General features: G+C 63.7%; 20 protein-coding genes and 1 tRNA gene. 8 read left to right on the forward strand and 13 right to left on the reverse strand.

The genetic code is table 11. The features are described 5' to 3' along the window. Positions 1 to 37: 37 nt before the first annotated feature. Together VQ065_RS22885 and VQ065_RS22890 are read right to left on the reverse strand one after the other, a co-directional pair. The gene (locus VQ065_RS22885) at positions 38 to 1,342 is read right to left on the reverse strand and encodes an MFS transporter (protein WP_003091737.1); all 1,305 of its coding nucleotides are present in this window, start codon (positions 1,340 to 1,342) and stop codon (positions 38 to 40) included. A 183-nt stretch (positions 1,343 to 1,525) separates the two neighbouring features. After that, positions 1,526 to 2,767, reverse strand: a complete 1,242-nt coding sequence (locus tag VQ065_RS22890) for a glutamine synthetase family protein (protein WP_073647204.1) — start codon at positions 2,765 to 2,767, stop codon at positions 1,526 to 1,528. A gap of 325 nt (positions 2,768 to 3,092) precedes the next feature. Between VQ065_RS22890 and dsdA the strand changes: the two genes are divergently transcribed. Continuing rightward, the gene (dsdA, locus tag VQ065_RS22895; protein WP_003091739.1) at positions 3,093 to 4,439 is read left to right on the forward strand and encodes a D-serine ammonia-lyase; all 1,347 of its coding nucleotides are present in this window, start codon (positions 3,093 to 3,095) and stop codon (positions 4,437 to 4,439) included. A 56-nt stretch (positions 4,440 to 4,495) separates the two neighbouring features. After that, positions 4,496 to 5,374: a DMT family transporter gene (locus VQ065_RS22900; RefSeq protein ID WP_003091740.1), complete on the forward strand. Its 879-nt coding sequence runs from the start codon at positions 4,496 to 4,498 to the stop codon at positions 5,372 to 5,374. A 4-nt stretch (positions 5,375 to 5,378) separates the two neighbouring features. Here the strand turns inward: VQ065_RS22900 and VQ065_RS22905 are convergent, their stop codons facing one another. Both VQ065_RS22905 and VQ065_RS22910 read right to left on the reverse strand, forming a co-directional pair. Further along, complete coding sequence (locus VQ065_RS22905) at positions 5,379 to 6,389, reverse strand: DUF2955 domain-containing protein (protein WP_003119630.1); 1,011 nt, start codon at positions 6,387 to 6,389, stop codon at positions 5,379 to 5,381. Positions 6,390 to 6,411: 22 nt separating this feature from the next. After that, a complete protein-coding gene (locus tag VQ065_RS22910; protein WP_003091742.1) occupies positions 6,412 to 7,470 on the reverse strand; it encodes an HlyD family secretion protein in 1,059 nt (352 codons plus the stop codon). A gap of 466 nt (positions 7,471 to 7,936) precedes the next feature. Here VQ065_RS22910 and VQ065_RS22915 point away from each other — a divergent pair, with 466 nt between their 5' ends. Next, positions 7,937 to 8,284 (forward strand): fucose-binding lectin II, encoded by a 348-nt coding sequence (locus tag VQ065_RS22915; protein ID WP_003091745.1) that lies wholly within the window; start codon positions 7,937 to 7,939, stop codon positions 8,282 to 8,284. 46 nt (positions 8,285 to 8,330) lie between these two features. Here the strand turns inward: VQ065_RS22915 and VQ065_RS22920 are convergent, their stop codons facing one another. The 5 genes from VQ065_RS22920 to VQ065_RS22940 form a co-directional block, all read right to left on the reverse strand. Further along, positions 8,331 to 9,005, reverse strand: coding sequence for a DUF3313 domain-containing protein (locus VQ065_RS22920; protein ID WP_003091746.1), 675 nt, complete (start codon positions 9,003 to 9,005; stop codon positions 8,331 to 8,333). A gap of 521 nt (positions 9,006 to 9,526) precedes the next feature. After that, a complete protein-coding gene (gene amiR, locus VQ065_RS22925) occupies positions 9,527 to 10,117 on the reverse strand; it encodes a transcriptional antitermination factor AmiR (protein ID WP_003091749.1) in 591 nt (196 codons plus the stop codon). Beyond that, positions 10,114 to 11,271, reverse strand: coding sequence for an aliphatic amidase expression-regulating protein AmiC (gene amiC / locus VQ065_RS22930; protein ID WP_003091751.1), 1,158 nt, complete (start codon positions 11,269 to 11,271; stop codon positions 10,114 to 10,116). Before amiC ends, amiR begins: the two co-directional genes overlap by 4 nt. A gap of 25 nt (positions 11,272 to 11,296) precedes the next feature. Beyond that, positions 11,297 to 12,412 carry an AAA family ATPase gene (locus VQ065_RS22935; protein ID WP_003091753.1) on the reverse strand — a complete coding sequence of 372 codons (1,116 nt, stop codon included), beginning with the start codon at positions 12,410 to 12,412 and terminating at the stop codon, positions 11,297 to 11,299. An 82-nt stretch (positions 12,413 to 12,494) separates the two neighbouring features. Continuing rightward, on the reverse strand, positions 12,495 to 13,535 hold the full coding sequence (locus VQ065_RS22940) for an aliphatic amidase (protein ID WP_003091756.1): 1,041 nt from the start codon (positions 13,533 to 13,535) through the stop codon (positions 12,495 to 12,497). 266 nt (positions 13,536 to 13,801) lie between these two features. Here VQ065_RS22940 and VQ065_RS22945 point away from each other — a divergent pair, with 266 nt between their 5' ends. Continuing rightward, entirely contained in the window at positions 13,802 to 14,140 is a 339-nt protein-coding gene (locus VQ065_RS22945; RefSeq protein ID WP_003091758.1) for a YdcA family protein, read from the forward strand. Positions 14,141 to 14,621: 481 nt separating this feature from the next. Here the strand turns inward: VQ065_RS22945 and VQ065_RS22950 are convergent, their stop codons facing one another. After that, the gene (locus VQ065_RS22950) at positions 14,622 to 14,852 is read right to left on the reverse strand and encodes a hypothetical protein (RefSeq protein WP_115456378.1); all 231 of its coding nucleotides are present in this window, start codon (positions 14,850 to 14,852) and stop codon (positions 14,622 to 14,624) included. Positions 14,853 to 15,229: 377 nt separating this feature from the next. Between VQ065_RS22950 and VQ065_RS22955 the strand changes: the two genes are divergently transcribed. Continuing rightward, positions 15,230 to 16,392 (forward strand): IS3-like element IS222 family transposase gene (locus VQ065_RS22955; protein ID WP_086937300.1). Its coding sequence is split into 2 segments (ribosomal slippage): positions 15,230 to 15,485 and positions 15,485 to 16,392, totalling 1,164 coding nucleotides; the frame shifts between segments, so codons are not numbered across the junction. A 569-nt stretch (positions 16,393 to 16,961) separates the two neighbouring features. Here the strand turns inward: VQ065_RS22955 and VQ065_RS22960 are convergent. The 3 genes from VQ065_RS22960 to VQ065_RS22970 all read right to left on the reverse strand — a co-directional run bounded on the left by VQ065_RS22960 (position 16,962) and on the right by VQ065_RS22970 (position 22,500). Beyond that, a complete protein-coding gene (locus VQ065_RS22960) occupies positions 16,962 to 19,667 on the reverse strand; it encodes an RHS repeat domain-containing protein (RefSeq protein WP_023123812.1) in 2,706 nt (901 codons plus the stop codon). A gap of 14 nt (positions 19,668 to 19,681) precedes the next feature. Beyond that, positions 19,682 to 21,196 (reverse strand): DUF6531 domain-containing protein, encoded by a 1,515-nt coding sequence (locus tag VQ065_RS22965; protein WP_282892690.1) that lies wholly within the window; start codon positions 21,194 to 21,196, stop codon positions 19,682 to 19,684. A gap of 1,227 nt (positions 21,197 to 22,423) precedes the next feature. Beyond that, positions 22,424 to 22,500 (reverse strand) — tRNA-Arg (locus VQ065_RS22970). A gap of 119 nt (positions 22,501 to 22,619) precedes the next feature. On the opposite strand from VQ065_RS22970, the gene VQ065_RS22975 reads away from it, so the two are divergent. The 3 genes from VQ065_RS22975 (at position 22,620) to VQ065_RS22985 (ending at position 23,844) form a co-directional block, all read left to right on the forward strand. Further along, entirely contained in the window at positions 22,620 to 23,138 is a 519-nt protein-coding gene (locus tag VQ065_RS22975; RefSeq protein WP_003091762.1) for a GNAT family N-acetyltransferase, read from the forward strand. A gap of 192 nt (positions 23,139 to 23,330) precedes the next feature. Further along, positions 23,331 to 23,609 carry a hypothetical protein gene (locus VQ065_RS22980; RefSeq protein ID WP_003091763.1) on the forward strand — a complete coding sequence of 93 codons (279 nt, stop codon included), beginning with the start codon at positions 23,331 to 23,333 and terminating at the stop codon, positions 23,607 to 23,609. Between the two features lie 88 nt (positions 23,610 to 23,697). Continuing rightward, positions 23,698 to 23,844: a hypothetical protein gene (locus VQ065_RS22985; protein ID WP_003091766.1), complete on the forward strand. Its 147-nt coding sequence runs from the start codon at positions 23,698 to 23,700 to the stop codon at positions 23,842 to 23,844. Positions 23,845 to 23,883: the final 39 nt, after the last annotated feature.

The raw sequence follows: 23,883 nt of genomic DNA on the forward strand, positions 1-23,883 counted from the left end.
ACCTCTCCTGCCTATCGGCTCCCGCGGCGAGCGGAATTCAGTTCTGCATCGCGCCGTCGGCCTGCGGCGCGTCGGGCTCGCCATCGACCATCTGTTCCTGCACCGCCTGTTCGTCTACCCGCGGATCGAGCGCCGCGACCAGCGGGGAGCTGGTCATGTTGTCCGGGGTCGGCACGTGGTGCAGCGGCGCGTCGTCGACCCGGTGCAGGCCGCTGACCTTCTCCGGATGGACCCGCCAGACCAGGATCAGCGCGCAGGCGCTGACGAACGCATATAGCATGTTAGCGCCAAACAGCCGCATCAGCGCGCCGGCCGCCAGCGGCCCGATGCAGGCGCCGACGCCGAAGGTCACCAGCAGCATGGCCGTTAGCGAAACCCGTCGCTCGGTCTCCACGTGGTCGTTGGAAAAGGCCACTGCCAGCGGATAGAGGGTGAACTGCAACATGCTCGCGGCGATTCCCAGGGCCAGCAGCAACGCCAGCGGCATCTGTTGCAACAATGCCAGCGGCAAGGCGAACAGGCACAGCAGGATGGCGCAGGCGCGGATCAGCCAGGCGCGGTCGCGACGGTCGGACAGCCAGCCGAGCGGCCACTGCACCAGCAGCCCGGCGAAGATGCAGGCGCCCATGTACAGGCCGACCTGCTCGTTGGGCAGCCCCAACTGGTTGGCGTACAGCGGCGCCAGGCCATAGAAGGAGCCGACCACTAGCCCCGAGACCAATACGGTGGTCAGCGACTGCGGCACCCGGCGGATGAAGAAGCGCGGTTCGAGCGGCGCCGGGCGCAGCGCCGCGGGGTGGATCTTGTGGGTCAGGGCCAGCGGCACCAGGCACAGGGCGAAGCAGAAGGCCACCAGCATCAGCAATTCCGGCCCCAGTTGCGGATGCGCCACCAGGATCATCTGGCCGAGCACCAGGCCCAGGTAGGAAGCCGCCATGTAGCCGCCGAACACCGCGCCGCGCTGGCTGGCATCGGCCTGCTCGTTGAGCCAGCTCTCGATCACCATGTACTGGCACATCAGGCCCAGGCCCATCACCATGCGCAAGGCGATCCACGCCGGCAGCCAGGGCAGCAGGCCATGGCCGAGGACCGCGGCGGTGACCACCCCGGCGCAGGCGACGTAGGCGCGGATGTGGCCGACCCGGGCGATCAGCCGGTGACCGACCTTGCCGCCCAGCACCAGGCCGAAGTAGTTGGCTGCCATCAGCGCGCCGACCCACAGGCCGTCGACCTTGTCCGCCGCCAGGCGCAGCGCCAGGTAGGTGCTGAGCAGGCCGGAGCCGGTGAGCATCAGCAGGGTAGCGAAATAGAGAGCGCGAAAAGAGAAGAAAATCCGCCGCATCGGACCTCCGGTCCCGTACAAGGGAGCCGGCGCCGCTCGCGGACTGCCCGGCTCGCACAGCGTTGGAGTCCCGGGGAGGCCCCGGGACAGGACGCGGGATGCCGAAGCCGGCACCCGACACCACGACCCTGCCGCCGCGAGGCGGCAGGGGGTGACACAGGGCTAGGAAAGTACCACGGTGGATCAGGCCTGGGCTGCCAGGACACGACGCTCCCAGGGGCTGATCTCGTCGAAGAAGCTGGTCAGTTCCATGCTCTTGGTCGCCACGTAGCCTTCGACGAACTCGCTGCCGAACAGTTCGCGCGCCAGCGCGCTGCCTTTCAGGCGCCGCAGGGCATCGTACATGGTGCAGGGCAGGGTCAGTTCCTCCGGCACCTCGAACTCGCCCTGGATCGCCGGGCTCGGCTCCAGTTCGTGCTCCAGGCCGTAGAGGCCGGCGGCCAGGCTGGCGGCGATGGCCAGGTAAGGGTTGGCGTCGGCGCCCGGCAGGCGATTCTCGACGCGCCGCGCGGACGGTCCGCTGGCCGGGATGCGCAGGCCGGCGGCGCGGTTATCGTGGGACCAGCAGGCGTTGTTCGGCGAAGCGTAGGGATGGCAGAGGCGCTGGAAGGAGTTCACGTGCGGCGCGAAGAAGGGCGTGAAGTCCGCCAGGCAGGCCTGCTGGCCGCCGATGAAGTGGCGGAACGCGGCGGAAGGCTCGCCATCGGCTTCGCTGAAGATGTTTCGCCCGCCGTCCAGTTCGACGATGCTCTGGTGGATGTGCATCGAGCTGCCCGGCGTCTTCGCCAGCGGCTTGGCCATGCACACCACGATCAGGCCGTGCTTGAGCGCGACCTCCTTGAGCAGGTGCTTGAACAGGAAAGTCTGGTCGGCCAGCAGCACCGGGTCGCCATGCAGGAAGTTGATCTCGAACTGGCTGGTGCCCATCTCGTGCATGAAGGTGTCGCGCACCAGGCCCAGCGCATCCATGCAGCGGTAAACGTCCTCGAAGAACGGCCGCAGGCCGTTGTTGGAAGACACGCTGAAGGCCGAATAGCCCAGCTCACGCCGGCCATCCGGCCCCAGCGGGGCCTGGAACGGCTCGTTGGGATCGGTGTTCGGGGCGAAGACGAAGAACTCCAGTTCGGTGGCCACCACCGGTTGCCAGCCGTGGGCGGCGTAGCGCGCCACCACCTGCTTGAGCAGGCCGCGGGTGGACAACCCGGACGGCGTGCCATCCAGTTCCTGCGCGTCGCAGATGGCGAAGGCGCGCGGAGTGTTGCTCCAGGGCAGGCGATGGACCTGGGTCGGCTCGGCGACCAGCGCCAGGTCGCCATCGTCGCTGCCATAGAAGCGCGCCGGCGGGTAGCCGCCCATGATGCATTGCAGCAGTACGCCACGGGCGAGCTGCAGGCGCCGGCCGCTGAGGAAGCCCTCGCCGGTCATCACCTTGCCGCGCGGCACCCCGTTGAGGTCGGGGGTGACGCATTCGATTTCTTCAACTCCAGCCAGCCGTTCGGCGAGTGAGCCTTGGCCTTCGATAGTCATGACTTCTTATCCTTGTTGGTATCGCGGATGCCGCACCGGGCGGCGGCCGCGTACAAAATACGCATCGCTTGTTCAAGATATCAAGCATGCGGCACATTCTCGCGTGTGCAAAGCCTTTCGCCGCAGAGGCGTTCTGCCTTGCCTGCCGGGTACGAGGAAAAACGCCGGCCAGGCGTATATCCTCTGTGCCTTCGCCGCCCTACCCGCCACAGGAGTACTGCCGTTGATTCTCGGAACACCCAAGGCCGACTGGCTCGCCGAATTCCCGCGCCTGGCCGACCTGATCGCCCTGCGCCCGAGCGAGTGGTTCAACCCGGCCATCGCGCCGAGCGCCGAAGCCCTGGCCGACGTCGGCCTCGGCGCCGCCGACGTGGCCGACGCCAGCGCCCGCCTGCAGCGCTTCGCCCCGCTGATCGCCCGGTTGTTTCCGGAAACCGCCGCCAGCGGCGGCATCATCGAGTCCGACCTGGTCGAGGTCGCCGCCTTCCACGATGCCCTGCGCCAGCATTACGCCGCCGAACTGCCCGGCCGGCTCTGGCTGAAACGCGATAGCCACCTGCCGATCTCCGGCTCGATCAAGGCCCGCGGCGGCATCTATGAAGTGCTCGCCCATGCCGAGCGCCTGGCCCTGGAGCACGGCCTGGTCGGCCTCGACGACGACTACTCGCGGCTGGCCGAGGCGGATTGCCGGGCATTCTTCGCCCGCCACCGGATAGCCGTGGGCTCCACCGGCAACCTGGGCCTTTCCATCGGCATCATCGGCGCCGCGCTGGGCTTCCAGGCCAGCGTGCACATGTCCGCCGACGCCCGCCAGTGGAAGAAGGACAAGCTGCGCGCCCACGGCGTGACGGTGGTGGAGTACGCCTCCGACTACAGTGTCGCGGTGGAACAGGGCCGCCGCGAAGCGGCCGGCGATCCCTACACCCATTTCGTCGACGACGAAAACTCCCGCGACCTGTTCCTCGGCTACGCCGTCGCCGCCGAGCGACTGCGCGGCCAGCTGGACGCCGCCGGCATCCGCGTCGACAGCGAGCACCCGCTGTTCGTCCACCTGCCCTGCGGGGTCGGCGGCGGTCCCGGCGGCGTGGCCTTCGGCCTCAAGCTGGCGTTCGGCGACGCGGTGCACTGCCTGTTCGCCGAGCCGACCCACTCGCCCTGCATGTTCCTCGGCGTCTATACCGGCCGCCACGAGCAGGTTTCGGTGCAGGACTTCGGCATCGACAACCGCACCGCCGCCGATGGCCTGGCGGTGGGGCGTCCGTCGGGTTTCGTCGGCCGCGCCATGCAGCGCCTGCTCGACGGCTACTACACGGTGGACGACGACGAACTGTTCCGCCTGCTCGCGTTGCTCGAGCGCAGCCAGGGCATCCGCCTGGAACCCTCGGCCCTGGCCGGCGCGCCGGGCATCGCCCGGGTCACCCGTGAGCCGCAGGGCTATCGCGAACGCATGGGGCTGACCTCGGCGCGCTTGGCCAATGCCACCCACCTGGTCTGGGCCACCGGCGGCGGCATGGTGCCCGAGACGGAAATGCGCGCCTACCTGGAGCGAGGCCGCTCGCTGCTGGACTGACACCGACACGCGCGGGGCGCCACGACCGTCCCGCCACCTCCCGACGAGGACCTTGCATGCGCACACCCGCCTGGCTCGGCAGCGGCATGCCGCTGCTCTTCGTGCTGCTCTGGAGCACTGGATTCCTCGGCGCCAAGTTCGGCCTGCCGTACGCCGAGCCCTTCACCTTCCTGGCCATCCGCCTGCTCCTCGCGGCCGCCCTGCTGGCCGCCTTCGCCCTGCTCAGCCGTGCGCCCTGGCCGGGCTCGGCACGGCTGGCCGGGCATGTCGCGGTCGCCGGCCTGCTGGTCCATGGCCTGTACCTGGGCGGGGTGTTCCTCGCCATCGAGCACGGCATGTCGGCCGGCCTGACCTCCCTGTTGGTCGGCCTGCAACCGCTGGCTACCGCGGCCCTGGCCGGCATCTGGCTCGGCGAGCAGGTCAGCCGCCGGCAATGGCTGGGACTGGCGCTCGGCCTGGCTGGCGTAGCCCTGGTGGTACTCGGCCGCATCCACGGTGGCGCCGACGGCCTGGCCTGGGCTGCGGTGCTGGTGGCACTGGCGGCGATCACCTGCGGCACGCTGTACCAGAAGCGCTTCTGCGGCGGCATGGACCTGCGCACCGGCGGCGTCGTCCAGTACCTGGCCAGCGGCGCCCTGCTCGGCCTCGCCGCGCTGCTTTTCGAAAGCCGCGAGGTGCAGTGGAGCACGCCGTTCGTGCTGACCCTCGGCTGGCTGGTGCTGGGACTCTCGTTCGGCGCCGTCGGCCTGCTCTACACGCTGATCCGGCATGGCGCCGCGTCAAAGGTGGCGAGCCTGTTCTACCTGGTGCCGCCAGTGACCGCGCTGGCCTCCTGGCTACTGTTCGACGAGCGCCTGGCGCCGGCGGCGATCGGCGGCATGCTGCTGGTGATGCTCGGCGTCGCGCTGGTCAACTGGCCGGGCCGGCGCGCCTGAGGCCTCAGTGGCTGTAGTGCCGGGTGGCGGCGAAGCGGTTGAGGAACAGGTGGATCACCAGCACCGTCATCAGCGTGATCAGCACCGCGAAGCACACCGAGGTAAATCGGTAGAGCACGCTGTACATCATGTCGTGGGTCGGCGTCAGGTACTGGCCGAGGACGATCGCCAGGGTGGTCAGCGCGCCGAAACCGATCCCCGGTACGCCGTTCTCCAGCATGTGGATGCGCGCGCAGAACATCGCCGAGATCCACAGCAACAGGGCGACGAAGGGCAGGATGTCGTAGTGATCGTAGAGTAGCACCTGCAAGCCCACCGCCAGCGCACAGCCGAGCAGCGTACCGAGGGCGCGGATGCGCCCGGCGAAGTGCACGCCCTTCCAGTGCATGGGGAACAACACCAGGATCGAGGCGATCTGCGCCGACAGCGAGTCCTTCAGGTCGAAGGTCTGGAAGACCACGAAGGACAGGGTCGCCACCGTGGCCCCGAGCAGCGTCTCGTGGCGCCGGCTGGGGGCGTCCTTGGCCGGCGCCTGGCGCGGCGGCCGCGGTTCGACGTCGGGGAACAGGTAGAACATCAGCACGGCGATTGCCACCGTCAGCCAGGTGGCGACCATGTTGCTGGCGAGCATGTCGAACAGATCGACGTCCGGATAGCTGGCAAAGTGCAGCAGCATCGAGAGGAACACCGAACTCAGTGCGCCGAAGAAGAACAGCGGGCCGCGCGCCATCAGGGCGAAGCGGTAGACGAAGAGGCCGAAGACGATAGGCGTCATCAGCAGCGGCCGGTCGCCGAACAACCCGTACAGCACCAGTACCTCGACGCTGATCACCACCGAGTTGGCGAGGAACTGGCGGACGATGTGCAGGTTGATCACCGGCGTCAGGCCGAGCAGCAGCATCGGGTAGACGCCGAAGAACGAGCCGTAGTCCCAGTTCATCAGCTTGCAGACGAAGAACCCCAGGGTGCCGCCGCCGGCGATGCGCAGGCACTGACGCAGGTCGTTGGCGGACATCGCGAGCTTGGCCGGCATGGCGTCAGTAGACGTAGTGCAGCAGGCTGATGGCGACGATCTGCGCGCGACCGAGCAGGTGGCTCAGGCCGTCGCCGGGATACAGCTGCACGGTGGCCTTGGCTCCGGTGGGCAGCAAGCCTTCGGGAAGTTCGTCGAGCACCACGTGCAGGCGCTGGCGCTGAGCGTCGCGGACCCAGCGGTCGGAGGTGACCGGCGCGGCGAGGTCGCCGTTGGCGTCCAGCTGGCCCTCCTTGACCCCGGCGTCGATGGCCGCCACCCGCGCGCCGAACACTTCGCCGGGACGCGCATCGAACACCACCGCCGCACGGTCGCCAGGGCGCACGTAGCGCAGCGATTTCTCGCGGAAGTCGGCGACGATGTCGATGCGGTCGTCCACCAGCGCCGCCACCGGCGTTCCGGCCGGAACGTAGGTGCCCGGGGTCAGTTGCAGGTTGCTCAGGGTCCCGGCACGGTCGGCCCGGACGCTGCTGTATTGCAGTTGCAGACGGGCCTGGGCCAGGGCGTTACGCGCCTGGCGCAGGCGCAGGTTGTCCTCGCCGGCCGTGCCGCGTCGTGCGGTCAGCTCGCCGATCCGCGCCTGGGCTGCGGCGACCCGGGCACGGGCGGCCTGGGCCTGGGCGCTGACCTGCTCGTGCATCTGCTGCGACACATGGTGGCGCTGCACCAGTTGGGCGGTGCGGCGCGCCTCGCTGTCCAGCTCGCCGGCGCTGCTGCGCGCGGCCAGGAGGTCGGCCTTGGCCGAGGCGATGGCGGCATCCAGCTCGCGGTTGGTGCGCTCGGCTTCCTCCAGTGCCAGTTCGGCCTGGCGCACGGCCAGTTGGAACGGCTCGGGATCGAGGCGGAACAACACTTCGCCGGGCTGCACGTGGCCGTTGTTGGACACCAGCACCTCGGCGACCTGACCGCTGACACGCGGCGCGACGCGCACCACCGGCCGGGTCAACTGGGCCTGCGGGGTGAGCGGCATCCACAGGTCGGCGACCAGGAAGTAGACGAACAGCAACACGAATACCGCGATAGCGACTTGAACCCAACGGGCAAATCGTTGATCGGGAGTCATAGGGTACGAGCCTCGAATCCAGCGGGAATGCAGTCGCCGCAGCGGGGCCTGAATGCGGGGGTTGGCGCGGCCGGGATGGAACCGGCGACCCGGACGACGGCCAGTGGGTAGCCGTCGCCGCTGCGGCGACCAGGTGACGCAGTATATTTCGAGACAATCGCCCCTGGCCTGCCGGCATCGGCAATAGATCATTACAGACAGCGTAACAATCGAACGAGCGGGCCGGCAGGCGGCTGCCATAGACCGGCACCGGGCCATGCATCGCCAGTGCCAGGACACCCCTGTAGCCCTCCTGCGAACTCTAGCAGTGGTCGCGCCCGGTCGACGGCGTAGATTGGCTGAACGATGCGTCCTTCCTGCCTGCGCATCGCCTGCCGCCAAGGACTGCGGATCTCTCCCGACACGCCATACCGCGCGCCAGACGGCTGCCTGAAAAGGCAGGCCAGGTATTCAGTGGAGATACATCATGGCAACACAAGGAGTGTTCACCCTTCCCGCCAACACCCAGTTCGGCGTCACCGCCTTCGCCAACTCGGCCGGAACCCAGACGGTGAACGTGCAGGTCAACAACGAAACCGTCGCGACCTTCACCGGGCAAAGCACCAACAACGGCATCATCGGCAGCAAGGTGCTCAACTCGGGCGGCGGCGGCAAGGTGCAGATCCTGGTCAGCGTCAATGGCCGCTCTTCGGATCTGGTTTCGGCGCAGGTGATCCTGGCCAATGAGCTGAACTTCGCCCTGGTCGGCTCTGAAGACAGCACCGACAACGACTACAACGACGCCGTCGTGGTGATCAACTGGCCGCTCGGCTAGCGTCGGAAAAGGCGGCGGGGACGCTTAGCCAGTTCCCCGCCGACCGTCATCGACGAGAACCGAGAGTCTTCTCGTACGACATGCGCATGTCGGCCGCCCAACCGTCCAGCACCGCCTTGACATCGTCTCCCGTGATCGGCTGATCGGAATCGTCCAGCGCCTTGCCGGTGCCCTGGCGCACCATCTTCGCCAATACCTTGTTGTCCCCACCGTCGAGCAGCATGGCCTCGGTGGCAATCTGGGTATCCTGGTCGCGAATCCCGACCGCCGTACTCATCCCAGCAGCGATCAGCGCGATGGGGATGACCTCGTAGGGCCGTAGACCCTGGGTATGGCTGGAAACTGCGGTGATCGCCGGTTTCAGCACCAGGATACCCGGGCCGGGGGCGCTGGCCAGCGGCAGGCTCTTGCCCAGCTCACGGCGCAATGCCTGATCGTAGTAGGTCGTGATGTCCGCAAGCGTCTTCGCGGAAACCTTGTCGTTCGGTTTCGGGACCGGATAGAACCTGCTGGGCTCGATGTAGATCCGCTGGTAGCGCCGCACGTCCGCCTGCGGGTCTACCCAGCGCAGGAGCGGCGCTCCGGAAGGCGCGGTGGCAGGCGCCAGCGTCGAATAGTCACCGATGAAGCCCGAGTAGTTTTCCGGCTTGACCTGACCATTGGAACAACCCACCAGCGCCGCCAGCAGCGCGCAGGAAACGGCAACTCGAAGTCGTTTCATTAAGAGCCTCGAACAGGGAAAGGAATGTCGCCGAACAATGGAAAACGCTCAGTCGAGAGCGAGTCGCTCAGAATATAGGCAGAAGTTGCAAAAACGGAAATCGCTTGCCGACGCTATATTCGGAATTGCTCCGCAACTCTCGAAGAGCGAATACCTTTTCATTTCAGAACTGTTATGAATGCGCAGGAAAACCCAGCTCCGGAATATTGAGAAGCCCTAACCGCGGGAGCCGCAGTTCATCTGCGCCTCTTCGCACAGCGACGGCCCGCAGGCGCGCCGCCCCCGCGTCTGTCCAGGGCAAGCCTGCGCTTTCCCGCCCGAACGCTACCGAACTTCCGGGCATATTAAAGTCGCACTGAACAGCGGCTTCGAATTCTACCCGAGCGCCTGCGGAAGACGATCCACTCCCAAACAGAATCGAAGAACTTGGAGAGAATCGCCGCAACCCAAGGAAGATGCTTCGACGAACGTTCCGACATCGGCATGCCCCGGCCTGTTGCCAGAAAACAGGCCGGTATCGCTCAGGCGGACGGCTCGTCTCCCAGCAACTCCCGGGCGATCTTCAGGATCGGCTCGCGTCGCTTCATCGCTTCCCGTGACAGGTACTGGTGCGCCTCGCGCTCGTCCCAGCCATGGCGCTGCATCAGCAACGCCTTGGCCTGGTTGATCCGGGCCTGGCCGGCAATGCGTTCCTGGAGCTGCTCGGTCTTCTGCTTCAGCTTCGCCATTTCCTCGCTGATGCGCCGCGCCGATACCAGCACAGGCAGCACCCGGTGGGCGTCGAGCGGCTGGGTGATCACGCCGTGGCACTCCAGTTCGATGATCTGCGAGAGCACCGCGGGGCTTTCGTACTCCACCAGCGCCACCAGGGTAGTGCGCGGAGTCCCGGCGGCGAGCAGTGCAGCAATCTCGTCGTGGTGGCGATTCTGGAAAATGCTGGTGAAGACCACGTCCACCGGCACGTCGAAAGCTTCCGGCGGCGGCCAGCACTGGCGCACCGAACAACCGATGCGGATCAGCTGCAAGACCAGGGCGTCGCTGACCTCTCCCGGCGGGTTGAGTACCAGCACCTGCAACTCGCGCAGGCTGCCAAGCAGCGAGTTGGCGCTCATGGGAGCGCTCCCCCGCCCATGCTGGCGGACCAGTCGTCGAGGTTATGCACGACGACATAAGGATCGGGGCGAATCGGTTCGGGCGACTGCCAGCGGACCTGGAACACGCCGCGCGCATCGATTTCCGCGATGCGCGAAGACAGGCGGCTGTGGTTGTTCTGGCGCTCCACCCGGACCGGCCCCTGCGGCGCGTCGATGCAAATGTCGTACAGGTGCCGCTGCACGTCTTCCACTCGCCAACTGCCTGCGGCCTGCGCGGCGCGGCCAAGCAGCAAGGTCTGCCAGTAGGCCGCCTCGGCCCAGGCGGTGATGGTCGCGTTTTCCGGGAAGAAGCCATGGCAGGCCTGGACGAAGGCGCGGCTGGCGGCCGTATCGATGCTGGAGAAGTACGGCGCGACCACCACCTGCCCCTCCGCCACGTCGCTCTCCATCTTCGCCACCTCCGCCTCGCTGGTGGTCAGGCTGGCGATCGGCGGCCGCCTGCCATCGCCGTAGCGACGGGCGATGGCGCGATACAGCTCGGCGGTGCCGGTGCCCACCACGGTGGAGAAGACCACGTCGGCGCGCGCCTGGTAGATGCGCTCGACGGCGCGCTGCACGTCGTCGTCGGAGGGATACAGCGGAATGTAGATTTCCTCGAGCACCGTGCCGCCGTGCTGGCGGTACAGGTGGCGCATCACATGGTTGCTTTCCCGCGGATAGATGTAGTCCGAGCCGATGAACACCACCCGCTCGCCGTAGTGGCGAATCAGGTACGCCGCCAGCGGCGCACTGTTCTGGTTCGGCGCCGGACCGCCGTAGACGATGTTCGGCGAATACTCGAAGCCCTCGTAGGGAGTCGGGTAGCAGAGCAGAGCGTCGGCGCGCTCGACCACCGGCATCACCGCCTTGCGCGTGTGCGACATGTAGCAGCCCACGAGGAACCGTACCCCCCGGTTGCGAATGAAGTCCTCGGCGCACAGCCGATAGCGGTCCGGATCGCCGCCAGGGTCCTGGGACAGCGTTTCGATCGGGCGACCGCCGACGCCGCCCTCGCGATTCAGTTGCTCGACCGCGAGCAATGCGCCATAGCGCTGCGAGCGCTCGATATCGGCGGTGACACCGGTTTCGGAGAACAGCAGGCCGATCAGCGGCCGCTCCTGGTGCGATCCCATCCGTTTCCTCTCCTGTGACTGTCGCTCAGCGCCGCACGAAGCGAACCCGCTCGTGCTCCAGGCTCGCCAGGTAGGTCGTGCAGTTCCCGTCGCCCGGCTGGTGGTGGTCGAGCAGATGCTCGGCCAGCGGTACCTCGAGATGATGACGGACGCTGCGGCGCAACGCACGGGCGCCGAACTGCCGGTCGAAGCCGGCGCGGGCGATCTTCGCCAGCACCTCCGGGGTCGCCTCCAGGCGGCAGCGATGCTTCTCCAGGCGCCGGTTGAGCCGCTGCACCTCCAACTCGACCAGGCGCGCGACGACGTTGCGTTCGATCCAGTTGAAGGTGACCACGCTATCGAGACGATTGACGAACTCCGGCGAGAAGGTCTTCAGCAGCCGGGCCCGGACCATCCCGTCGATGTCCCGCCGCCGGCGTTCGCCGCCGACCGGCAGCAGGCGCCAGGGCAGGCGTTGGCGACGCTCGTCGTAGCGCTGGATCTCATGGGCGCAGAGATTGCTGGTCATGAACACCAGGGTGTTGCGGAAATGGTAGGTGCGTTCGCCGGAAGCGACCCGCAGCAGGCCGTTGTCGAGCACGTTGAGCAGCGCATGGACCACTTCCGGGCTGGCCTTCTCCAGTTCGTCGAAGAGAACGATGCCGGGGCGCCCGGGACTGCCGTCCAGCTTGTCCTGTTCCAACAGGGTGGTGCCCTCCTTCGCCCCGACGTAGCCCGGCGGCGCACCGGTGAGGGCGGCGGCATAGTGCTCCTGGGACAGGGTGTTCATGTCCACCCGGCAGAACCCCTCGGCGTCGCCGTGCAGGGCCCTGGCCAGGGCGCGCACGATCTCGGTCTTGCCGACCCCGGTGGGGCCGAGGAACAGCGCGCTGAACAGCGGACGGCGCGGGTCGGCGATGTCCGCGCGAACCACCTTGAGCATGTCCTCGACGGCCTGTAGCGCCGGTTCCTGGCCGAGCACCTCGGCGCGCAGGCAGTCCATCACCGCCGCCGGGTCGAAACGGAAGCGGCTGTGCAGGGCGCTGCGGTGGCTCAGGTGGGCCTGGAGCAGACTCGCCTCGGCGAGATTCTCCCGCGCCAGGGCCTGTTCCTCGTCCTGCTGCCGGCGGGACTGGTCGAGCATGTCGCTCAGAAAAGGCATGGATGAAACTCCTTCTGCCACAGGGGGAAATGGCGGAGACGGCGTGCCGCACGACGGCACGCCGGGCTGGCGGCGTCTGCCGTCAGGCCTCCTTCTCCAGTCCCTCGTAGGGCAGCCGGCCGACCGGGCATTGCGCCACGCCGGTAGTCGAGCGGGTCAGACGCTCGACATTCTCGCGCGCCTTCTCGGCGTCGGTGACCCAGGTGCGGTAGAACTCGAACGGACATTCCGCCAGGCCCCGGTCGCCATCGCCGGATGCCTGCAAGCCGCTGTAGCCGCGGTGGAGGATCTTGAACAGGTGGTTCTGCGACTGATCGTTGGCGCGCGCATCGCGGATCTGCGAGAGCGACAGCTGGGCGTACTGGATACCCATTTCCTCCTCGCCGCACTCACCGAGGGTACGACCGTCGAAGCCGATGATCGCCGAGTGGCCGAAGTAGGAATACACGCCGTCGAAGCCGGCGGCGTTGGCCACCGCCACATAGCAGTTGTTGGCCCAGGCCATGGCCTTGGCCATCATCACCTGCTGGTCCTTGGCCGGGTACATGTAGCCCTGGCAGCGCACGATCAGCTCGGCGCCCTTCATCGCGCAGTCGCGCCAGATTTCCGGGTAGTTGCCGTCGTCACAGATGATCAGGCTGATCTTCATGCCCTTCGGCCCTTCGCTGACGTAGGTCTGACCACCGGGATACCAGCCCTCGATGGGGCACCAGGGAATGATCTTGCGGTATTTCTGGACGATCTCGCCGTTGTTGTCGATCAGCACCAGAGTGTTGTACGGCGCCTTGCGCGGATGCTCCTCGTGCCGTTCGCCGGTGAGGGAGAATACGCCCCAGACATTGGCCTTGCGGCAGGCGCGGGAGAATATCTCGGTTTCTTCGCCGGGGATCGCCACCGCGGTTTCCATCATCTCCGCCGGATCGTACATGATGCCCTGCAGGCTGTACTCGGGGAACACCACCAGGTCCATGCCGGGCAGGCCCTGCTTCATGCCGACGATCATGTCGGCGATCTTCCGGGCGTTGTCCAGGACCTCCGCCGCAGTGTGCAGGCGCGGCATCTTGTAGTTGACCACCGCTACTCCGACGGTGTCGTTGCTGCTGGAAATATCGCCGTGACGCATGGATATCACCTCTTGTTGTTATTTTTTCGGGACGAAAAAAGGCCCTCCCGGGTAACCCCGGGAGAGCCCATTTGCTCTGTACGTATGCGTTAGGTTCGGTCCCGCGACATCGACGCTGATGCGCATGACCTGATGGCGCCACTTATAAGCCCCGTTGAAAAGACCTGTCAAGGCTCGGGTAAGACCATGTAATCGGCGCGCTCGCGAAAGCGCACGGCGCGCGCCTGAGATAGCATGCAGCCATCATTCGCACGGAAGCTTCGCCAATGAAATTCGGACTCTTCGCCTCGACTGCCCTCTTCCTCCTGTCGGTCTGCGCACTTCCGGCGCTGGCTGCCAATAGCCCCTGCTCGGGAAAGAAAGGCGGTATCGCCGGTTGCGACGGCGATATCTTCCTCTGCAACGACGGCTCCATCAGCGCCTCGAAGCGCAGTTGCGCGGCCTACTTCGGCAACGCCGGCGGACGTACCGGACAACCCGCCGTACAGCGTCTGCAAGGCACGACGCAGGGCTGTGCCTGTGGCAGCGGCTCGTTCTGCACAGGCCCGCGCGGAGGGGTGTACTGCCTGACGCCGGGCGGCAAGAAAAGCTATCGGAGAAAGTGACGGCAAGCGGACTGTCGAAGCGGCGAGGGAAGCTGGAGCAGAGCATGAAATAGCGTCCCAAAAGGCGCACCTTGGGACGCATAGGCGTACTGACGCTCAATCAGGTACAAAAGAAGACGCTCGGGGCCTGCAAGCATGTGGAGCCCCTAATAGTGACTCAGGGGCAAAGGACCATAAAGGGGACAGATTTATTTTCTCTACTCTAATTTTTCTAGCATGGAGACTCCAGCGCAGATGCCGTAAAGGAACTTCGCGATGCCTAGGCAAGGGCGCATGGTTTAGCGAGTTATTTGCTTTGAGTAGTTCAGCGTGGGCACAGTCGCTGAAATTAGAGTAGTAAAAATAAATCCGTCCCCTTTTTCTCAAGGTAATCGGCTAAATCGCGGAGGAAAAAGCCCAGCGTAGGGCTGGGCTTATACCTTCTGGAAAGTCAGGTGACCTAAATAAATTTGCCCCCTTCCCCTTTATATCTCCAGCAAGACTAGCTGATCTCTTTTCTGGAAATAAATCTAACTGGATCTTCAGTTTCAGATTGCGGCCAGAATACTAATCCAAACGGTTCCGCCTCAATTGAAATACCAGCCTCATCAAGCCCCCAGTTTAGTGCATCTTCAGGGGTTTCTATAATCGCATATACCACGCCCAGCGTTTTGCCGGACTCAATCAACACTAAGTCCCCTAGCTCGACTGTTTCTCCGGTTAAATACTTCATGCGTCACCTTAGTCTGAAAATGGCTCTATAGGTATCATGTCGGGGGTCAGCTCGTGTGGCTTCAATACATAATTTTGCTTTACCCACTGACACTTACACGGCCTTGGAGTGCCCCTCGGCGCTTGTTTGGCGACAAAAATATTGTGGTGAGAGCCGTATACACCATGTTGCATCTCGTCATCAGGTATTACATCTAGCGGTCTGTAGGCACGTGTACCAACAGCAACGACCCTTCCCGTCACTGAGCATAAAGGGGACGAGCATAAAGGGGACAGATTTATTTTCTCTACTCTAATTTTTCTAGCATGGAGGTGTAGTGGTCTACTGATCCCGGACACCGATTTAGGCGAGAATCCTCGCCGTGAGAGAGGTGTCTGATGAGCAAGCAACGACGTACGTTTTCCGCCGAGTTCAAACGAGAGGCCGCGGCCCTGGTGTTGGACCAAGGCTACAGCCATATCGACGCCTGCCGTTCGCTGGGGGTGGTGGATTCGGCCTTGCGCCGTTGGGTGAAGCAGCTCGAGGCGGAGCGCCAGGGTGTGACCCCGAAGAGCAAGGCGTTGACGCCTGAGCAGCAAAAGATCCAGGAGCTGGAAGCCCGGATCAACCGATTGGAGCGGGAGAAAGCGATATTAAAAAAGGCTACCGCTCTCTTGATGTCGGACGAACTCGATCGTACGCGCTGATAGACCAGTTGAGTGAGCAGGAGTCGGTGGAAGTGGTCTGTTCAGCTTTCGATGTGGCGCGGTCTTGCTACTACGTCCACCGTCTTCGACGGCGGCGTGTCGATGCTCGCCGCGTGGCGCTACGCAGCCAAGTCAACCAGTTGTTCAGCCAGAGTCGGGGCTCGGCCGGCAGCCGCAGCATTCTGGGCATGCTGCGCGAAGAGGGCGTGACCATCGGCCGTTTCCGAGTGCGTCGGTTGATGCGTGAGCTGGGCCTGGTCAGCAAGCAACCGGGCTCGCACGCCTACAAACAGGCCACGGTTGAGCGGCCGGATATCCCGAATCGGCTGAACCGCGAATTCGCGACCGAGCATCCCAATCAGGTGTGGTGTGGCGACATCACCTACGTCTGGGCGCAAGGCCGTTGGCACTACCTGGCCGCGGTGCTGGATCTGCATACCCGGCGGGTGATCGGCTGGGCGTTCTCGGCCAAGCCGGATGCCGAACTGGTGATCAAGGCCCTGGACATGGCCTACGAACAGCGCGGCAAGCCACAGCAGGTGCTGTTCCATTCAGACCAGGGCAGCCAGTACGCCAGCCGCCTGTTTCGGCAACGGCTCTGGCGCTATCGGATGCAGCAGAGCATGAGTCGCCGAGGGAATTGCTGGGATAACTCGCCGATGGAGCGCCTGTTCCGCAGTCTGAAGTCGGAGTGGGTCCCGTCAACGGGTTACCTGACGGCGCAGGAGGCCCAACGGGACATCAGTCATTACTTGATGCACCGCTACAACTGGATCAGGCCGCATCAATTCAACGACGGGTTACCACCTGCGGTGGCCGAAGAAAAACTCAACCCACTGTCCGGGATGGGTTGACCACTACAGTTCAGCGTGGGCGCAGTTGCTGAAATTAGAGTAGTAAAAATAAATCTATCCCCTTTTCTCTCGATTTGTAGCGAGGTGTAAATACTTTGATTGGAATCGAGAGATAAGTAAGAGGCCCCTATCAAATTAAGATAGAGGCCTGTTCTATTAAGGGCTGATGTGGGCTATCAGCTATATTTATTCTTCTGAATCATCAACGCATTTTAAGAGTACGGACTTCCCTTGGGCAAAATCCTCAGCGTCCTTCAATGAGCTTGCGATGAAGAACGAATGACTAAGCTCTGTTCCGTCCGAGGGCGGCGATGAATCCAGATCTGAAGGCGGAGGGTTGTATATGGATCTTACCTTTCGAGTTCCTAAGCATTTCTGCTTAGCGGGGCTTCCTTGGTAAGTGCAGTCTCCTGCGCTATCAATAATCTGCATCGTGGATTTTATTTTTTTTTGAAGCTCAACCTCAGAGTGCGCCTCGAATAGGTAGAAGTCCTCATAAATTGGATACTCTTCTTGGGGGGGGGCCAAGAGCTCTATTGTTGATGCAATGCTAACAACGAACCAAGTCATTATTGGAACCTATTTTTGCCGTCGCAGTTAAAGCGCTTCATCGCTTGCTTGATTTTCTGTCTCTCTACTGCGTTCCTCTCATTCTGATAGAGGTTTCTTAAGTACTCGCAAGGGTTGCAGTTTTTCCCTTGAGCCAGAACATCTCGAACATACTCATTATCAATGTTTTGCTTTCCGCCTTTTGCCATTTCAGATGGCGCTTCCGGCGCAATAGGCCCAGTGTAGTCAGGGTTATGCCAGTCAGGTATGACGCCATAGTTATCTCCACCTTGCGAGTCTTGGCCAGCAGGATTCCCCAAGCTGTTAATAATCATTGCGCCGCCGACAATTACCGCCCCCACTACAAGCGCTTCTACTATCGCGATGCTTTCTCCTGTGGGGTCAATATACCGGAGAGGGTTTCCCATTACATACCCATAGGTATTCAAACCACCTCTGAGTCCAATAGGGTCACTCTCGACGTAGCGCCCTGTCTGTGGGTCGTAATCGCGGAAGTAGTTGTAGTGCAGCCCGCTCTCCGCATCGTAGTACTGCCCGGGGAAGCGCAGGTTGACCTGGGTGCTGCCCTGGCTCAGCGCTTCGCCGCGGCCGAAGGCGTCGGACTGCCACTGCCAGGCGATCTGGCCGCTGGCGTCGGTGGCCAGGCGCGGGGTGTCGAGGTGGTCGCCATGGAGGTAGAGCAGGGTCGGGTTGCCGACCTTGCCCTGGGCGTCGTAGTCGGCGTCGATGGTGGCCAGCGGCAGGCTGTCCAGCCACAGGTAGTACCGGGCTCGCAGTTTCCGGCCGCTGCCGTCGTGTTCGGCTTCGCCGAGCAACTGGCCGTCGGGACCGTAGAGGTAGGTGGTGACGCTCTCGGGGGTGAGCTTGACGATGCGCTGGCCGAGGGCGTTGTAGCGGTATTCGGCGACCTGCTGGCCGTCGAGGCTGACGCTTTGCAGGCGGCCCTGGGCGTCGTAGGCCAGTTTGCGCGCGGCGCGGTCCTGGGTGAGGTTGCCGGCGGCGTCGCTGGTCACCGCTTGCGCGCCGATGGCGGTCAATCGGTTGCTGTCGGGCGCGTACTGGTAGTCCTGGCTGCTGGCGGTGCCGCCTGAGGCGGGGTTGTCGCTGCGTTGGGTGCGGTTGCCGACCGCGTCGTAGGCATAGCTGCGCCCGCCCTGGACGCCGCGTTCCTCGGTCAGGCGGTCCAGCGGGTCGTACTGGTAGTCCAGGGTGCCCCAGAGGCTGTGGCGGTGCTGCTGGATATTGCCATTGGCATCGTGCTGGTAGTCGCTCTGCCAGGGGCCGACCTTCTGCCGCAGCAGTTGGTAGTCCTGGTCGTACTCGCGGCTGAGAGTGATGCCGTTGCCCCAGGTCAGGCGCAGCAGCGGGCCGAAGGGCAGGTAGGCGATCTGCCCGACCAGGGGGCTCGGCGCCTTGTCGCCTACTGCCAGGGTCACGCTGGCGACCTGGCCGCCGGCGTTGCGCGAGTAGCCGATGGCGAGGCCGGAGGGGTAGCCGATCTCCAGCAGTTGGTTGGCCGCGTCGTAGCGGTAGGTCACGCGGTCGAGCAGGGTCTGCTGGTCGAGGCGGATGCTGCGTACCTGCTCGACCAGGTTGCCGCGCTCGTCGTAGCGGTACACCAGGCTGTCGCGGGCACCTTCGATGGCGCCCAGGCGGCCGATGCCTTTGTTGCCGTCGGCGGTGAGGTCGTAGCGGTACTGTACGTCGAGGCTCGGGTCGCTCGGCGAGTGGCGCTCGATCAGGCGATTGAGGGCGTCGTAGCGATACTCGGTGACCGCACCGCGAGCGTCGGTGCGGCGGATGACGTTGCCGGCGGCGTCGTGCTCGAAGGTGGTGGTGCCGCTGTCCGGGCTGACCAGTCGGGTCAGGTTGCCGAGGCCGTCGTATTCGTAGCGGGTGGTGACGCCGCGCGGGTCCTTGACCTCGGTGAGGTTGTCCTGGGCGTCGTAGGCGAGTTGGGTCTTGCCGCCGAGAGGATCGCTCTGGCCGACCAGCCGGTCGAGGGCGTCGAAGGCCTGGCTGTGGGCGAACTGGCGCGGGTTGGTTTCGCCGACCGGATTGTCGTTGAGGTCGTAGGCGAAGCTGCGTGTCTGGCCGCCGGCGCCGACCGCACGGAGCAGCCGGCCAAGCTCGTCGTAGGCCCATTGCTGCTGGCGCACCAGGCTGCCGCTGGCGTCCTTGATGCGCTGGGCGGTGCGATTGCCCTTGGTGTCGACGTCGTATTCGAGGCGTTCGCCGAGGTTGTTGCCGATCGCCACCAGGCGCCGTGCGTCGTCGTATTCGTAGCTCAGCCAACTGCCGTCGCCACGGGTAACGCGGGTGATCTGGCCGACCGCGTCGTAGTCGAAGCGGGTGGTGCTGCCGGCGGTGCTGACGGAGGCCAGCCAGCCGTCGACGCCGGTGTAGGCGAGGCTGCTGGTGACGCCGTTGGCATCGGTGATGCTGCCGGGCTTGCCGCGCTCGTCATAGTCGCCGAGGCGGGTGACCTGGCCGAGGGCGTTGGTCACCTGGGTCAGGTTGCCGCGACTGTCGTAGGCATAGAGGGTGACGTCCTGCACATCGGTGCGCGGACCGTCGGCGCGCTCGATCAGGCCGAGGGCGTTGTAGCTGTAGCTCCAGGCGCGCTCGGCCGCCTGCGCGGGCAGGGCGAGGGCGCAGGCCAGGGCGAGGGCGCCGAGACGGGGGAAGTATGGGGGGATGCGCATGGGTGTCGTCCTTGTCAGCGGGTGGTGACGGTCTCGCCGGTCTTGCGTCCCTCGGCGTCGTACTGGTAGCGGGTGATCCGGCCGGGCTCGCTGACCTGCACCGGGAGGAACAGGGTCGGGTGCCAGTCGGTTGTGATGGTGCGCGCCTGCGCAGTGCCGGCGGCCTCGGTGCGCGAGGTCTCCAGGCCACGGGCGTTGTACTGGTAGGTGGTCAGGTTGCCGTTGTTGTCGCGTTTGCTGCTGAGCAGGCCGCGTTCGTCATAGGTAAAGGTGGAATTGCTGCTGGGGCAGTTGGGAGAGGGTTCGCCTTCGATGGCGACGATGCGCTTGATACCCTGGATCACCTGGAAGCGGTAGGTGGCCTGCTTGCCGTATTCGTTGGTGACGGTGGTGGAGTCGTCATCGTTGTAGGCGAGGGAGACCTTTTCGGCGCCGTTGGCGTGTTCGCTGGAGATGGCGCGGCCTTGGTTGTCGTAGGCCCAGGTGGCGAACCGGCGATTATTGTTATCCTGGATGCCTGTAAGTAGTTTTATGTTCCTCGGGTCGTCATAGAGGTACTGTGTTTTCGTGCTGTATTGCCCATCTGTTCGTGTTACCGAAGTGAGTCGCTGTTCCTTGTCGTATGTGTACTCAATGGATATACCCCCTGTCTGAGCGCGCAGGAGTTGATGGTTGGTTCCCTCCGAGAGAACGAGTTTGTTGCCATGCTCGTCGCTAATCGTAAGATTAGCGCCTCGCTCTACACGATACTTTCGACCCTCCTTGGTCTTGAGCCTGGCGAGTTTTCCATACGGGTCAAACTCTATAGTTTCGTTGAGCTCCGAGGTATAGAAAAATCTTCCTGCTAGTCGGCTAAGCTTTCCCAGATCCGTGAGGGAAGTTAGATCTCTCCCGGCCCCAGTGAACTCCGAAACCTTTCCGTCTTCGCGGTAAAGTAGGTAGCTATCATCCTTGCGTGTTATGCGCGCAGAGAACGAATGACGCCATAATCCGTCCAGGCCATTGTAGTGTCGGGCAAGCGGAATCGGGGTTATTAAATCATGCTCGACCTGATATTTGTTGCCATTGGTGATGTTGACCGGGTTTCCTGCGCAACCCTCCGGCGGCGGAGCCCCCTTGTCGGGGCCATTTTTATCTGGAAGCTTACAGCCAGCGTCATTCATTTCGTAACCGGGGCGACAATCGCAGCTTCCTGTCTCGTTATTAAGCTCAGCCCCTAGTGGGCAGCTGTTGCCGATCAAGGTAGCTCCCGAGGTCTGCCAAGTAATCCCGCCAGTACCCGAAACATTGCATTGAACCCACTTGGGATTCATTTTCTCAATTGTTTTTAGCCAGTTTTTCGATGTATTATCGAAGTAGTACTGGCACGCCGCCGCATAGGATGGAAAGAAGGCTGTAGGTTCCCCTGGTATGCTAATTTTCCATTGATAAAGTTCAGCATTAGCGCTCTGGGCGAAGAACAACGTGAACATTAAACACGTTACAGAAAGTAGCCTCCCCTGAGCCAATAGACTTGCCTTAGTCCTCATTTATCCTTTCTCCTGGGCCACAAAAAGCTTCGTTTCCTGCCACTTCCGGTTCGCAGTGAACCCCCCTCGATCATCTACCCGGCTTACTATTCGCCCCAAATCCAGTGCCGATCATGTCCGGCAGTCGAGTTTCGTATAGATGTTCACTGTATTCCGTGAGCCAGTCTTAAGAACCGACGGCGTTTACGCAAATTTCTGTCCGTGAGCCAGACGGGAGCAAGCACGCGGCCAAGGTGATTAAGCCAGGAATCTACCGACCTCGGACGAGGTGGCGCAGTCGGCCTGCCTTGCGGCCACCGCCGGCGGCAAAAACTCCAATGGAGGACGGCCAATGAGGATACCGTCCCGCTATGCCCAAGGACGATGAAACGACACCCCGGCAAAACCGGAAAATCGCCAGTTTGGATCTCCTGCAATGCAGGAAAACTCCCGGTATCTCGCCCAGGCTAAAGGACACAAAACGTTCTTTTGAGCTGGGGACGAAATTCCTGAATTTTCAGGAGAGGGTCGCGCGACCGTGCCCACAATTTTGAGGAGACAGTCAGGCACCGCAGATCACGACCACTACTAATGGGGGAAAGTGAGAAAAACCTACCTTGTCGGACCCACCTCCGAGGGATCCCTCCCGATACGGGTACAAAAGCGTGCCCGTCGCATGTGCCGGAGACTTTCCCGCCATATACCGGAAGATTTTCCGGCATGGCTTGGCCAGGATCTGCAATGATTCCGCACTCCCCCTACGGCCAGAGTCCGGAAAGTTTCTGGTCCCTCCTGATCGGCGGAAAATTCCGCCTATCTCCAGCACCTCATCCGCCTGGATGCGATCTGCCGGCACCGCCCTCAGGCACGCCATCACATCGAGCCCAAACCTCGACGTAATGGCACTAGGCTAGAACTGCCCGGAAAACCACAATGAGGACGTGCTCTCGATGAAGGTGAAAGATCTCGAAGCTGCATCCAGCGATGCGCTTGGTAGGGTATTCGGAGGATTAAGACGCGCGCGAAGGTCGCGATGAGAAGGGAAAGCGAGGATCGAGCTTACCGGGAGCGGCGCAGGCCACCCGGTTGTCCTGCTGGCGCTGACGACAGACATTTGAGCTGGCCGGCATGGAAAAGCCCCGTCTGAGCGATTCAGGACGGGGCTTTCTTTTAGGCTTACTGCACCCACCATGCCCCGACAAAGAACTGGCCCAGGAGAAGCGATTTGCGGTAAGTGCCCGATATATTTGGCGTCCCGGAGAGGGGTCGAACCTCCAACCTTCCCCTTAGGAGGGGGATGCTCTATCCAATTGAGCTACCGGGACACGCCGGACATGGCGAGCGGTGCGCCGCGTCCGGGCGGCATGTTAACGGCAGAGAAAGCGTTTGTCATGCCACTGCCACCAAGGCTGCGCATAATTTTCCGCAACCCTGGAGGTGCAGCATGAACCAGACCGTCGCCATTCCCGCCGCACAGGACCTGCCGGACGCCCCGCGCCAGCCGCGGATACCGGACTCCCCCTTCGCCAGCTTCGACGTGCGGATCGCCAGCGAGCACGACGCGCCGCGCCTGTCGTTGCTGCTACAGCAACTCGGTAGCGCCGATCCGCGCCCGGACCCGGCGTTGCTGGCCATCCAACTGCAACGACCGCGCGGCGACCGGGTCACCCTGGTGGCCGAGCGCGGCGAGCGCCTGCTCGGCACCTGCACCCTGCATCTGATCGAACACCTGGCGCACGATTTCGCCCGCTCGGCAATTCTCGAAGACATGGTGGTCGACCGCCACGCCCGCGGCCAGGGCGTAGGCCGCGAACTGATCGGCCGGGCCGTGGAGCGCGCGCGCAGTTGGGGCTGCTACAAACTGGCGCTTTCCAGCCACCAGGACCGGGAAACCGCGCAGCGCTTCTATGCCGCGCTGGGATTCACCAGCCACGGCGTAAGCCTGGCGCTGCATCTGGGCTGACCTCATCATGCATTTTGCAACCGGCAAAATGCCAATCCTTGCAAAGTGCATGTCAGAGAGCCCCATATACATATATAGGCCATTGATTTAAAAGGTTTTTTTATAGGAAAAAGTTGGCACAACCGCTGCTACAAGACCCTCAGGATCAAACCTTGGCCATCTGCCTGGCAAAGCTACGAAATGGAGGTGAACATGAGCAGCTCACGCAACCTGGTCGGCACCGGACTTCTTTCCCTGCTGGCTCTCGTAGTCTTCCAGAACAGCGCACTGGGCGACGAGGACAGGACGCAGGAACGCAACGGCGAAAAGCCGGTAGCGCTGGACAGCAACGCAACACCGCAGTGGGCACCCGCTGCGCAGCGACTGGTGATCCAGGCGCCCGAAGAATCCCCGCGCATCGTCACCGTAGGCGAGGACGAGCGCGGCACGGCGCTGGTGACCGCGGCCGACGAACAGGCCTGGACATTCTGACGAAGCAAGCGCCGGGAGACCGGCATCCAACGACGCTACACCGCCGCACAGGTCCCCGGGATGCTGGCGGGCGGAAGGGAGAAAGAACATGTGGATCCTGGCTTTGCCGCTGACCGCCCTGGCCCTTTCGGTCGGCGTCTACGGGCTGCTCTGGCTGATAGAGCGCGGAGGAGACGAATATCCAGCGAAGCTTCCGCTGAGCGACAAGGGCGCCACGGAACCTCGGCGCCACTGAGCCGGCACAAGGAACAGCGAGCCCGACGGAGAGGGCTCC

It is taken from the genome of Pseudomonas sp. KBN10P06128 (assembly GCF_037574945.1).
In the GTDB taxonomy this organism is placed as follows: domain Bacteria; phylum Pseudomonadota; class Gammaproteobacteria; order Pseudomonadales; family Pseudomonadaceae; genus Pseudomonas; species Pseudomonas aeruginosa.